The organism is Pseudomonas sp. Hp2 (genome assembly GCF_006386585.1).
In the GTDB taxonomy this organism is placed as follows: domain Bacteria; phylum Pseudomonadota; class Gammaproteobacteria; order Xanthomonadales; family Xanthomonadaceae; genus Pseudomonas_S; species Pseudomonas_S boreopolis.
Map to the genome: position 1 here is coordinate 78974 of NZ_VAHJ01000008.1, position 13496 is coordinate 92469.

Annotated in this window: 8 protein-coding genes; 2 read left to right on the forward strand and 6 right to left on the reverse strand. The window is 66.5% G+C overall.

Annotated elements, in window-relative coordinates:
• Positions 1-25: 25 nt before the first annotated feature.
• The 6 genes from csy2 to acs all read right to left on the reverse strand — a co-directional run bounded on the left by csy2 (position 26) and on the right by acs (position 10032).
• Positions 26-1012 (reverse strand): type I-F CRISPR-associated protein Csy2, encoded by a 987-nt coding sequence (gene csy2 / locus FD678_RS18640; protein WP_140727499.1) that lies wholly within the window; start codon positions 1010-1012, stop codon positions 26-28.
• Entirely contained in the window at positions 1009-2361 is a 1353-nt protein-coding gene (gene csy1, locus FD678_RS18645) for a type I-F CRISPR-associated protein Csy1 (RefSeq protein WP_140727501.1), read from the reverse strand. Before csy1 ends, csy2 begins: the two co-directional genes overlap by 4 nt.
• 386 nt (positions 2362-2747) lie before the next feature.
• Entirely contained in the window at positions 2748-6143 is a 3396-nt protein-coding gene (cas3f, locus tag FD678_RS18650) for a type I-F CRISPR-associated helicase Cas3f (protein ID WP_140727504.1), read from the reverse strand.
• Positions 6140-7114 (reverse strand): type I-F CRISPR-associated endonuclease Cas1f, encoded by a 975-nt coding sequence (gene cas1f, locus FD678_RS18655; RefSeq protein ID WP_140727506.1) that lies wholly within the window; start codon positions 7112-7114, stop codon positions 6140-6142. Before cas1f ends, cas3f begins: the two co-directional genes overlap by 4 nt.
• Before the next feature lie 192 nt (positions 7115-7306).
• Positions 7307-7972 carry a response regulator transcription factor gene (locus FD678_RS18660; RefSeq protein ID WP_140727508.1) on the reverse strand — a complete coding sequence of 222 codons (666 nt, stop codon included), beginning with the start codon at positions 7970-7972 and terminating at the stop codon, positions 7307-7309.
• Between the two features lie 116 nt (positions 7973-8088).
• Positions 8089-10032, reverse strand: a complete 1944-nt coding sequence (gene acs / locus FD678_RS18665) for an acetate--CoA ligase (RefSeq protein ID WP_140727510.1) — start codon at positions 10030-10032, stop codon at positions 8089-8091.
• 236 nt (positions 10033-10268) lie between these two features.
• Here acs and FD678_RS18670 point away from each other — a divergent pair, with 236 nt between their 5' ends.
• Positions 10269-11645: a DcaP family trimeric outer membrane transporter gene (locus FD678_RS18670; protein ID WP_140727512.1), complete on the forward strand. Its 1377-nt coding sequence runs from the start codon at positions 10269-10271 to the stop codon at positions 11643-11645.
• An 85-nt stretch (positions 11646-11730) separates the two neighbouring features.
• Positions 11731-13392, forward strand: a complete 1662-nt coding sequence (locus FD678_RS18675; RefSeq protein ID WP_140727515.1) for an MFS transporter — start codon at positions 11731-11733, stop codon at positions 13390-13392.
• Positions 13393-13496 lie beyond the last annotated feature (104 nt).

Sequence of the window (13496 nt, forward strand, 5' to 3'; positions counted from 1 at the left end):
TGAGGCTCCTTGTCGTGGTGGACGGTCAGTCGAAGTCGTAGAGCTGCTCGAGCGTATCGCCCGCGGAACGGTAGTCGTTGCGGCAGCGGTAAAGGCCTTCCTCGGGTCGGCTATCGGCATACCAGAGCAGTTGCTGGGGCGATTGCAGGCGGTGCGGGCTGATCCATTCGCCGATCGAGTAAAGGCTTTCGACGAAACGGAATGGCGTGGCCGCATCGCGTGCGTTGGCGATGCGGCCGGCCGGATGCAGCTCGCCGAGTGCGCCGTAGCCGACCGGAATAGGCACGACCCAGCCCTGGCCCTTGCGGTCGTTGAGCCATTCGCCTTCGTCTTCCTGGTAGCGCCAGTTGATCCGGGACAGCGACAGCCATGCATCGAGACGGGTGGATGCAGGGTTCTCGGCCTGCAGTTCGGCCAGCCGTGCATCCAGCCGATCCTCACGCGATACCAATGCGAAGCCGGGCAGTAGCCGCATGCGTGCCTTGCGGAACTCGGCCTGCCGATCGCCGTCGGTGCCGGTCAAGTCCAAGGTCCATGGGTGGTAGCGGAACCGGCCCGGCTGGGCAGGCGGCAGCAGAATACCCCCTGCGATGCGCATGCCGGCCAGCAGTCCGGCCACGGTAGCGATGTCGGCTTCCTGCGTTTCCGGTTCACGGTTCCAGCGTTCGCTATGAATGCCGAACGTAAGGCTCAGCTCCAGGTGGATACGGCCCTCCTCGACAATGGCGGCGGTGCTGCCGTCCTTGCCGACCGGGTTGCGGGTCAGCCGGAACGCCTTGACGAAACCGCTTTCGGTCACCTGTTCCTGGTGATCGTGGCTGACCACGCCGACCGCCCTGAACGCCAGGTCGAGACCGGCGGCGCGGGCCTTGCGTTCCAATGCCCACGTCAGGCCGAGGAAAGCCGTCATCGATGGGAATCCATGCGTTAACGGGCTGGAAACGGCATTGGCGTTCTGCACGTGCAGGTGTGGCAGTACCAGCAGGTGGCTGAAATGGGGGCAGGCGCTCATGCTCCGACTCCCGCAGGAATGCGCCGCTGCATCGGTACCGGCCAGGCTGCGTCGATGATGGCTTGCCTGGCCCAGTGCTTGTACTCGGCATCACCGACCGTAGGCAGGCCGGCATCACGCAGTTGTGCATTGATCCAGTTGGCGAAGCGGCTCGCGACTTCGTCCGGCCAATCGCTGTGGTGGTAAGCGGCGATGAACTCCTCGTCTTCTTGCTCATGTCCCGTGCGCGGCGGCAAGTCGACACGCTCGGGATCGAGCCAAAGCTGTTCACAGAGCGGAAGCGCGCAGTCCGGGTCACGGGTCCAGCCAGGTCCGGAGTTGGCCTGGATGCTGGCGGCGAACACGGGCAACTGGAAACCCAAGGCTTGTTCGATGGCTTCTCGTCGGTCCCGGGTTTCCATGTTCTGGTCGGGATTGGAGTGCAGGAAATCGGCCAGCGTCCTTACCAGGAAACGCACGCCCTTGAAGTGAGCGAACCTATCGAACGCCGTGTCCACGTTCAGTAATTGCCGAAACCTATCCTGGTCCCACTTGGGCGGCGGCAAAGAGGCCAGCAGGTAGTTGATGCCGCCCCGTTCGCTATTGAGCTGGGAGATGTTCTGTGGCTTCGTTCCTCCCAGCTTGCGCGCGACGAGATTGCGGTAGTCACGATAGGGAGCCCCATGCGCTTCCTTGGCCCGGAAGGCTTGTCGCGCCAGCTTGTTGGTCTCGCCGAAGCGGGCATCCTGGATGTCCGCATGTACCGCATGAGCCAGGCTGCTGGAGAACAGCGGTTGCAGCAGGTGGTAGTCGGCATCGTTCGATGGCTGTTCGCCGACCAGCCAATAGATCTGCTTGGCGGCTTCGTGCGAACTAGGAGCGGAATCGCTGCGGACCAGCCCTCCAAAGGCTTCCATCCAACCATCGGCAACCGTGGGGTCCGGATGAAGGGCGCTACGCAGGTCATCGTCGCCGGCCTGCATCCAGTCCAGCAAGCGACGGCCATCAACCTCGATCTTGAGAAACTTGAACACGTCCAGTGCGGCGGCGTTGCCGACCACGTCCTCCGCGAAGTCCTCGCCGAGCAGATGGCTTCCGACCTCTGCGTGCCGCGGCAGCTCCGCGGGAACAACGTGCAGGCTGCTGCCACGCGCATCGGGATGGGTGGCCTTGAGCACGTGGGTGACGGCCTGGATCTGGCCGACCCGGCGCGCCGCATCGGCCAGCCACGTCGCGTACTCGTACTTCGATGCCCCGTCGGCATCGTCCTCCTTGCCTTTTAGCTTGGCCTCGCGCCGCTCATCGATGAAGTCGGTGATGGCCGAGCGAAAACGCTCGGACCGTGACCCGCGTCCCGGCTCTTCACTCATAGGGAGAGTCCTTTCATTCGACCCTGATGGGTCAGACAAGTAGAATCCCTGCGGCAGCTAGCCGCCGCAGGGTGCTATGGGAGAGGGCTCAACGCCCTTAATTCCATATGGTTGTCGTGCGATGGCCAATCACCTCTATTCCTCCTATGTGCGCTATTTGTGACTAGGAGCCGGTCCAACGGCTGGCTGTGCTCGCCCCTGGCGTCGCGTGAACGGCGCCAGGGGCATCTCACGTTGCCACATTGGTCCTGGGTATGCAACCATTGCATGATTAGTTGTATACCATTGCATGACTAGATGTTTCCTGCCGCAGAGGCAGCTCAGAAAATTGCGTGACAGGTTGTCTCTTGCTGCCGGATAGGCAGGTGATCGGGCATGGATGCCCTTCAGTTCTTCTCTCCAAACCCCAGCCAAGGGTGATACCGCCACCCTTGATCACTCTCGGGCACCTCCACCGTGGCCAACCGCTCGGCGCAAGAGCGTGGCGGTTGGTCGAGGTATTCGGCTTGCTCGGCCAGCAATGCCATCAGGTCGAACTCGCCCCATGTGTGGATGCGTTCGCCGACGGCCAGCTCCACGTCATGACGCAGGCTGCGGTCGATGGGGACGTACAGGTTCCGGCCACGCCGGGTCGGATCGTCTTCGATCCGATGCAGGACCAGGCGTTCGCCGTCTTCGTCAGGTAGGAAGACCAAGGTGGCCTTGCGCAATCTGTCCTCGCGGAAGGGTTGCTGCTGCGGCAGCACGCCGGTCAGGGACGCCTGTGGGTGTTGCCACGACCATGCGGATTCGTCGCGCTCCATGGGCGCATCCGCAGGTGGTGCCGCCGAACCAGGCATGCGTTGCCTCGGCAGCATGCCGGCGGCGATGCGTGCGTGCTCCAGATCCACGAGCCGTTCGCGGCTGGCCCATTCGGATTCGGGTCGGGGGTGGATGCGCGGCAGCGCAGTCAGCGTGCGGTACTCGTCCGGCGAAAGCAGCCGCTCCAGGCGTTGGGTACGCAGGCGGAAGCGATGGGTGTCGTCATGCCGCTCGAAACCAGGACGAACGAAGACGGGCGCCGGATGACCGCCGGCCAGCGTCCGACCTTCCAGCGATTTCAGGTTCCGCTCGAACACCAGGAGATTGGGTTGGTCGGCCCGCTTGCCGCGGTGCCGCTGCACGCGTCCTGCGAGCTGGATCAGCGAGCGCATCGAGGAAGGTTCGGCCACCGCCCAGTCGGCATCCCAGTCGCGTCCGACTTCGCAGACGGGCGAAGCCAGGACGACGAACAGGTGGTCGCTTTCCGAATGAGCATCGAGGGCTGCGCGTATGGCCGGCAGCCGATAGACACCGTGTCCGTTGCCGCGCCGATTGAGGGCGGTATCGAGCTGCTGCTCGATGGCAGATCGCTGTAGCAGCGGGAAGCGCGCGTGGTAGACGCATAGATGGATGTGGGTGCCTGTCGGAGCGCCTATGGCGAACAGCGCCTGCGCTACGTCGAACAGCGGATCGATGTTGGCCATGCGCACGATGCCGAAGCTGACGCGCTTGCCGCTGACCGGATCGGTTTCGGCGTGGTCGCCGTGCAGGCGTAGGCAGGCTTCGTGCACGTGCCGGGCGAATTCCGCGCGAAGCTTCTCCTTGGCAAGCCCTTTGGAGATGTCCAGTGGCCATAGCTCGGCCCGCCGCAGCGGTTCGGCCTTCTCCAGCTTCGCCGAGCGCTTGCCGACGAACTGTGCATGCTGACTGGCGAAGGCGTCGCCGTCCGCGCAGGTGGCAACCTGGGCGCCGAATTCATCGGTCCACAGGCACGGTACTTCGATCTGTTCTGGCCGTTGTCCCACTTCATTGCCGCGATTGCGGCGGTAGTGGATGCGTCCGGCGCGATAGGCGAGGAACATGCCCTCCACCAGTGCCGGCGGCAGCGTGGCCGAGGACAGCACCACGCGCGTGCCCAGCATTCCCGCCCAGTGCACCAGCCGGGTCAGCGCAGGCAGGTCGTCGAGGTCGTAGTCGTCCAGTTCGTCGAGGATCAGGTCCGAACTCATCAGTCGCAGCATTGGTGCGATCTGGCGCCCGGCGCGCAGCGCTTCGGTGGCGGGCACCATGTGGTCCACGGTGCAGACCAGCATCGGCGCCGACAGCAGGTTGCGGATGTCGGGATCGTGCAACGCGCGCGACAGCAGCGGGTGGTCGGCGACGACGCCTTCGTAGAGGACGTGGCTGTCCTCCTCGATCAGGTCCTGCACCGAGGCCGAGCCGTGCGCTTCGGCCCTCTGCTCGTGGTACTCGAACAGGGCGCGACTGGCCGAGCCGCCGACGCGGATGGCCAGTTCGTCCTCGCCCAGGTGCAGGTCGGTGCGGTAGCTGCGGCCGGTCTGCAAGGTAAGCGTGCGCAGGCCGAGCGCATAGGTGGCACGCAGGCCCTGCTGCGGATCGGCCAGGGCGTAGAGGATGCGGGCGTTGGCGAGGGTCTTGCCGCAGCCGGTGGAAGCCATGTTGATGACGAATGCTCCCTGTTCGCGGGCGCTTTCGCGCAGCGCGGCGGCGGCATCGGCGGCCTTGTCCTGCCAGGAAAAGCGCGGATCGGCGCTGCGTTTGCGCAGGCCGCGGTGATTGGCCAGTCGCGGCAGATGGCGTTCGAAGCCGGGCAGGGCATGGGCGATCAGGCCCGCGTCGCGGGTGACGCCGAGCAGGTGTTCGTCCAGTGGTTGCTTGAGGGTGCCGTCGCGGTCGGTATTGGCGTACAGGCGAGTGTTGCCGTCGCCCTTCACGCGCAATGGCGATTCCTTGGGCAGGCCGGAATAATGATGATCGGCCAGCATCAGGCTCAATCGGGCCAGATGCATGACGTAGGGATTGTCGGGCCAGTCGGTTTCGCGTAGCGGATATCGTTCCAGCAGGCGTTTCGCCAGGCGCGCGGCTTGCGCGCGCCATTTCGGTTCGATGACCGGCAGCGGGCCGGCGGGGATCCAATAGAATTCGATCCGTGCGCGTTCGGCCTGCTGGCGGATCTCGTTCCAGTCGTGGGCGACCTGTGCCAGTGGCGTGTTCAACCATGCAAGGTTGAAACGACGCGAGCGCTTGCCGAGCCAGTCTTGCTCGCCGTTCTCCTTCTCGACCGGCACCACCGGCAGGCGGTGGTGCGACACGATCAGCCAGGCCACGGCGGCCGCCAAGGGCGGCAGATCGCGGAACGGATACCTGTCGCGCGCATCCAGCCCGTCGCGCTGGTAGCGCGCGGCGGCGATCCAGAGCTGCTCGTCGAAGGCTTCCGCATCGGCCAGTCGGCGCAGCCAGGTTTCATCGTCATCGCCGCCGACGAAGGCCAGGAACAGCCGCAGCGATACCCATTCGTGCCGATAAAGGTTGCGTTCGGTGCGCTTGCCTCGCAGGCGTTCCTGGAAGGCAACGCTGGCTTTGCCCAGATCATGCAGCAGTGCGGCCAGCTGCGCGAGCAGGCGGATATCCTCGGCCGTGTGCCAATCGTTCTCGTCCCCCTGACGCAGCACGTTGCGCACGGTGGTGTCGGTGGGCACCGCGCCCTCGGCGTTGAAGCGGCGGGCGTCGCCGACGATCCACAACAGCTCGCTGTGATCGAGGCCGCGAATCCAGTGGCAGGCCACCGCGGTGTTCTTGCGCGCGGTCCTGCGCAATAGCTTGCGCAAGGTATCCAGGCCGGCCTGGGTGATTGGGGTCTGCCAGGTGCGGTCGCCACGGCGCTCGGCGAACTGGTCGAGGATGCGCCGGGTTTCGGTCAGGGCGCGCTTGTCGCATTGGGAGATCAGCAGGATGTTCATGCGACCTTGCTCGCGGTCTCCATCGCCACGGCTTTGACCGTATCGATCATGAAATCCAGCGATTCGCTGCGCGTAAGCGCTTCGATGCAGCCGCGGCGGAATGCCTGCTCGTCGTCGCCACGCATCGCCGACAGGAACGCCTGCGGCAGGATGTTGGCATCCTTGACCAGATCGGCCACGTCGAATACCAAGCCGCCGCGACGGGTTTTGCCGTGCAGCACCGCCAGCCCGTGCGGCAGGCCAAGCACCCAGGTGGCGGTCGCGCCCAGGCCGTAGGCTAGATAATTACCATGGTCGAGGAAGCGGTTGGCCGGATCGCTGCCGCTGCCGCGCTTGGCGCGGGTGAAGTCGCCGTAGCCGACGGTGTCCACCGCCAGCTTGAACAGCGCCTTGGTCAGGCGCGCTTCCTCGGTGAGCAAGGCGGTGTTGTCCTGGGCCAGCTCGATCTGCCGCGAGGTGCGCTGCAAGAGGTCATCCAGGCGAGCCAGGTCCACGGCGAAACCGGCCTCGCGCAGATGCCTGTGCGCCCACTGTTCGCGCAGGCGTGCCGCGCGTGCGTGCTGGAAGGCCTTGGCTGCGTATAGACGCAGGTCGTCGTCGAACCAGAACTTCACCCAAGCTTGGAGGTATTCGGTGGGCCGGTATTCGCTTTGCGGCGAGAACCAGGCGACCTCCACGTCCATTTCATTGGCCGAGAACAGCGGCGTGCCGCCACCGCCGCAGAAGCCGACCAGCACGCCCGCCTTGGCCAGTTCGCGCATCGCCGCCTGGGTGATTGAAGTGCCCGTGCCGAGCAGGATCGTCGTGGTGTTGGCGATCGGAATGTTCCAATACAGCGATCGCTTGCCGGCGTCGGTGACGTACTCGACGCGTCCACCGTTCACCAGCACCCTGCAGTGCTGCAGGTAATAGAGGTTGGCCCGCTTGGAATGCAGGATCGTTTTCAGATCCGAAGGCGACAGGTCGTCCATGATTCCCCCCTGTCCGCCGATCATAGACCGGCATCGGCAGTTCGGCACAGTCCCCGCCCGGCCGCCGAGGCGAGGCAACGCCCCACTGTCCTCGTGGAAGGGACTTCAGTCCCGACGTCTTGCCGGTGACGCCTGTCGGGACTGAAGTCCCTCCCACAGTGCACACACAGGTGTTCCTTCCTGCGGCCGGCCTCAGTCCTCTTCCGGCGGCAGCACGATGCCGTCGGCGTCGATGGCGAGCTTGCCGGCCATCAGCACCGCCTGGGTGCGGTTGGTGACGCCGAGCTTGCGCAGGATCGCGGTCACGTGGGCCTTGATGGTCGCCTCGGACACGCCCAGGTCGTAGGCGATCTGCTTGTTCAGGCGGCCGGCGCCGAGCATCTGCAGTACGCGGAACTGCTGCGGGGTGAGTTCGCGCAGGCGTTGGCCGACCTCGCGTTCCTCGTGGTCGGTCGGCGGCAGGTTGCGCGCCTCGGCGGGGATCCAGCGCTCGCCGTCGAGCACGGTGGAGAGCGCCTGGCCGATGGTGTCCGAATCGGCCGACTTGGGGATGAAGCCGAACGCGCCGTGGTCGATCGCGCGGCGCATCACGGTCGGTTCCTCGCGCGCGGACACGACCACCACCGGCAACTGCGGATGCAGCGCCCGCAGGTGCACCAGCGCGGAGAAGCCCTGCGCGCCGGGCATGTTGAGGTCCATCAGCAGCAGGTCGGCATCGGCGTGCGCATCGGCCAGGCTGTACAACGCATCGACGTTGTCGGCCTCGAACAATTGCACGCCGGGCATTACCCGCTGCACCGCGCCGCGCAGGGCTTCGCGGAACAGCGGATGGTCGTCGGCGATCAGCAGGGTGGGCATGGGGCGGGGATTCGGGATGGGGGGATTGGGGATTCGCAACAGCAATAGCGGGAAGCCGGGCCGGGCAGGGAGCCGCTCTTGCGAATCCCCAATCTCGAATCCCCAATCCCGGCCGTTCAGCGCGCCAGCCGCTCGTTCACCAGCGAATCGACCACCGACGGGTCGGCCAGCGTGGAGATGTCGCCGAGCTGGTCCGGGGCGTTCTCGGCGATCTTGCGCAGGATGCGGCGCATGATCTTGCCCGAGCGGGTCTTGGGCAGGCCCGGCGCCCATTGCAGGTGGTCGGGCGAGGCGATCGGGCCGATCTCCTTGCGTACCCAGGCGATCAGTTCCTTGTGCAGCTCCTCGCTGGGTTGTTCGTCGGCGATGAGCGTGACATAGGCGTAGATGCCCTGGCCCTTGATGTCGTGCGGGAAGCCGACCACCGCGGCCTCGGCCACCTTGGGGTGCGACACCAGCGCGCTCTCGACCTCGGCGGTGCCGATGCGGTGGCCGGAGACGTTGATGACGTCGTCCACGCGGCCGGTGATCCAGTAGTAGCCGTCCTCGTCGCGGCGGCAGCCGTCGCCGGTGAAATAGGTGCCGGGATAGGTGCGGAAATAGGTGTCGATGAAGCGCTGGTGGTCGCCGTACACGGTGCGCATCTGGCCCGGCCAGGAATCCAGCAGCACCAGGTTGCCTTCGGTGGCGCCTTCCAGGACCTGGCCGTTGGCGTCGACCAGCGCCGGGCGCACGCCGAAGAACGGCAGCGTGGCCGAGCCGGGCTTGAGGTCGGTGGCGCCGGGCAGCGGCGAGATCAGGATGCCGCCGGTCTCGGTCTGCCACCAGGTGTCCACCACCGGGCAGCGCGCGTCGCCGACCACCTCGTAGTACCAGCGCCAGGCCTCGGGATTGATCGGCTCGCCGACGCTGCCGAGCAGGCGCAGCGAGGCGCGGGAGGTCTTCTTCACCGGTTCCTCGCCCTCGCGCATCAGCGCGCGGATCGCGGTCGGGGCGGTGTAGAAGATCGTGACCTTGTGCTTGTCGATCACGTTCCAGAAGCGCGAGACGTCCGGATAGTTCGGCACGCCCTCGAACATCAGCGCGGTGGCGCCGTTGGCGAGCGGGCCGTAGACGATGTAGCTGTGGCCGGTGACCCAACCGACGTCGGCGGTGCACCAGTAGATGTCGTCCTCGCGCAGGTCGAAGACGGTCTCGTGGGTATAGCTGGCGAACAGCAGGTAGCCGGCGGTGGTGTGCAGCACGCCCTTCGGCTTGCCGGTCGAGCCGGAGGTGTACAGGATGAACAGCGGGTCTTCCGCATTCATGCGCTCGGGCTCGCACTGCGCCGGCTGGCCGTCCACCACGTCGTGGAACCAGCGGTCGCGCGGGGCCTGCATGTTCACCGCGCCGCCGGTATGGCGCACCACCAGCACGGTCTCGACCGAGTTGGTGCCGGGGATCTTCAGGGCCGCGTCGACGTTGGCCTTCAGCGGGATCTTCTTGCCGCCGCGCAGGCCCTCGTCGGCGGTGATGATCAGCTTGCTGCCGCAGTCGATCACGCGGTCGGCGATCGAGTTCGGGGCGAAGCCGCCGAACACCACCGAGTGGATCGCGCCGATGCGCGCGCAGGCCAGCATCGCCACCGCCGCGTCGGGGATCATCGGCAGGTAGATGGTGACGCGGTCGCCCTTGCCGACGCCCAGGCTGCGCAGCGCGTTGCCGAGCCGGCACACGCGCTCGTACAGCTCGCGGTAGGTGACGCGGTAGCTCGGCGCGTCCGGGCTGTCCGGCTCGAACAGCAGGGCGGTCTTGTCGCCGCGCTTGGCCAGCTGGCGGTCCAGGCAGTTCACCGAGGCGTTGAGCTCGCCGTCCTCGAACCACTTGATGCGGAAATCGTCCAGCTTGTAGCTGACGTTCTTGATCCTGGTCGGCTTGACGTACCAGTCCAGCCGCTCGGCGGCCTTGCCCCAGAAGGCATCCGGGTCCTCCACCGACTCGCGGTAGAGCTTGTCGTAATGCGCCTTGTCCACGCGCGCCTTGGCGGCGAAATCGGGCGGGACGGGATACAGATCAGCCATGACACCCTCACTAGCACTCAGCTTTATGGGAACCGGCGGCCGGTTGCGGCCGACTCAGGCGTTCAGTTTGCCGCATCGCCCCGGGGCCTGAGCGAAGAAGGCGTTAGACGATGGTCGTAAAGGCCGGTCCAGGGGCGATTGGTTCGACCAAAGGCGAATAGGCGCGGACCAGGACGGGCCGCACGCTCCGTCAAGCCGCGCCCCCGGCGCGGCGAGCCATTATTCGGGAGGGAGTAATGAACATCCGCATCGCGTCGCAGGCGCGCCGGCCGCTGGCCGTCGCGTTGTTGTTCGCTCTGGCTGCACCGGGGGCCGCATTCGCCGAGACGGCGAGGGAAAAGGCGCTGGAGGCGCGCGTGGCCGAACTGGAGCGCCAGGTGCAGCTGCTGCTGTCCGCGCAGCAGCAACAGCAAGGGCAGATCACGCAGGCCCAGAGCCAGATCACCGAGGTCAAGGCCGCGCAGGCCGCCCAGCCCGCCACGCCGGCGGTGCCGGCCGGCAAGCAGCCGATCCAGGTGACCACGATCACGCCCGGGGCCGCGCCCGGCACCACGTTCAAGGTCGGCGGCTTCATCAAGGCCGACTTCCTGGCCACCCGCACCGGCGACGGCCAGCTGGCCGACGACGCCACCGGCCGCGCGCTGTACCTGCCGGGCCAGACCCCGGTCGGCGGCAGGTCCTCGGGCACCGACTACAATGCGCACGCCAAGTTCTCGCGCATCAACTTCGGCGTGGACAGCGTGACCGAGGGCGGCAACAAGGCCGGAGCGCTGGTCGAGCTGGACTTCTTCGGCAATTCGCTGGGCAACCAGACCGCCACCAACACCTACGGCGCGACCTTGCGCCACGCCTACATGTACTGGAACAACTGGCTGGCCGGCCAGACCTGGTCCAACTTCATGGACCCGGCCTCGCTGCCGGAAGCGGCCGACTTCATCGGCCCCACCGACGGCGTGATCTTCGTGCGGCAGGCGCAGGTCCGCTACACCAAGGGCGGTTTCAGCATCGCGCTGGAGAACCCGGAGACCACGCTGATCGGCGGCTCCAGCTCCGACCGCGGTGCGCTGCCAGACCTGACCCTGCGCTACGGCTGGAAGGGCGACTGGGGCACGTTCGGCATCGGCGGCCTGGTGCGCCAGCTCAAGGTCGACAACAACACGACCGGCGCCGACGACAGCAAGATCGCCGGCGGCCTGACCCTGGGCGGCAAGTGGGTGGCCGGGGACAGCGACAGCCTGGTCTACCAGCTGACCGGCGGCGAGGGCATCGCCCGCTACATCGGCCTGGGCATCACCCAGGACGCGGTCTACGACGCGGCCGACCGCAGCCTGGATTCGACCGGGGTCCTGGCCGGCTTCGTCGGCTGGCGGCACCAGTTCACGCCCAAGCTGCGCACCAACCTGATCTATGCGCGCAGCGACTACGACAACGACGTCGCCCTGACCGGCACCGGCGTGACCAAGAGCGTGCAGAGCATCCGCGGCAACATCTTCTACTCGCCCCTGCCCAAGGTCGACGTCGGCGCCGAGCTGATGTACGGCAAGCGCGAGATCGAGAGCGGGGCCAAGGGCGACATCACCCGGTTGCAGTTCACTACCAAGTACAGCTTCTGAGGTTCCCGGCGGCGGCGCAGCGCCGCCGCCACGACCTTCGCGACTTCCACAATTCGCTAGATAACGCTTCGGAGGGGAAGCTCCCATGTCCAGCACTACCGCCAATACCGGCCAACCGGCCGTGCTTACCCAGGGCCACAAGAAGGTGATCTTCGCCTCGTCCCTGGGCACCGTCTTCGAGTGGTACGACTTCTACCTGTACGGATCGCTCGCGGCGATCATCGCCAAGCAGTTCTTCAGCGGCGTCAACGAGACCACCGGCTTCATCTTCGCGCTGCTGGCCTTCGCCGCCGGCTTCGCGGTGCGCCCGTTCGGCGCGGCGTTCTTCGGCAGCCTCGGCGACCGCATCGGCCGCAAGTACACCTTCCTGGTCACCATCCTGCTGATGGGCATGTCGACCTTCATCGTCGGCATCCTGCCCAACTACGCCAGCATCGGCATCGCCGCGCCGATCATCCTGATCGTGCTGCGCCTGGCGCAGGGCCTGGCGCTGGGCGGCGAGTACGGCGGCGCGGCCACGTACGTGGCCGAGCACGCCCCGCACGGCAAGCGCGGCCTGTACACCAGCTTCATCCAGACCACCGCCACGCTCGGCCTGTTCCTGTCGCTGCTGGTGATCCTGGGCACGCGCATGTGGCTGGGCACCGAGGCCTTCGAGGCCTGGGGCTGGCGCATCCCGTTCCTGGTTTCGATCGTGCTGCTGGGCGTGTCGGTGTGGATCCGCCTGCAGCTGAGCGAGTCGCCGCTGTTCCAGCAGATGAAGTCCGAGGGCAAGGGCTCCAAGACGCCGTTCCGCGACAGCATCAAGGGCGGCAACCTGGGCATGATGCTGCTGGTCCTGCTCGGCGCCACCGCCGGCCAGGCCGTGGTGTGGTACGGCGGCCAGTTCTACTCGCTGTTCTTCCTCACCCAGACGCTCAAGGTCGACGGCACCACCGCCAACCTGCTCATCGCCGCGGCGTTGGCGCTGGCCACCCCGTTCTTCGTGGTGTTCGGCTGGCTCTCGGACAAGATCGGCCGCAAGAAGATCATCATGGCCGGCTGCCTGCTGGCCGCGGTCACCTACATGCCGATCTTCAAGGGCCTGACCCACTTCGCCAACCCGGCGATCGAGGAAGCCCGCGCGCAGTCGCCGGCCCTGGTCATCGCCGACCCGGCGACCTGCTCGTTCCAGTTCGACCCGATCGGCAAGAAGGTGTTCACCAACTCCTGCGACATCGCCGCCGCGGCGCTGGCCAAGGCCGGCATCCCGTACGAGATCCAGCCGGCGGCGCCGGGCTCGCTGGCGCAGGTCAGCATCGGCGGCACCGCCGTCGCGGCCTACGAGGGCGCCGGCCTGGGCAAGGACGAGGCCAAGGCCAAGGCCGATGCGTTCGGCAAGGAGCTCAAGGGCGCGCTGACCTCCGCCGGTTACCCGGAGAAGGCCGACCCGGCGCGGATCAACAAGCCGATGACGCTGCTGCTGCTGTGGATCCTGGTGATCTACGTGACCATGGTCTACGGCCCGATCGCCGCCTACCTGGTCGAGCTGTTCCCGACCCGCATCCGCTACACCTCGATGTCGCTGCCGTACCACATCGGCAACGGCTGGTTCGGCGGTTTCCTGCCGACCATCTCGTTCGCGTTGGTCGCGGCCACCGGCAACATGTACTACGGCCTGTGGTACCCGATCGGCATCGCGCTGCTGTCGGTGGTGATCGGCGGGCTGTTCCTGCGCGAGACCAAGGACGAGGACATCAGCAAGTAAGCGGCCGCGGCCGGACCGTTCCGGTCGTCCCCGGCGCCGGCCCGCGAGGGCCGGCGCTCGTTCTTGGCGATTCCTGGTCAATCGGAGTCCGATCCCGCAGTCCG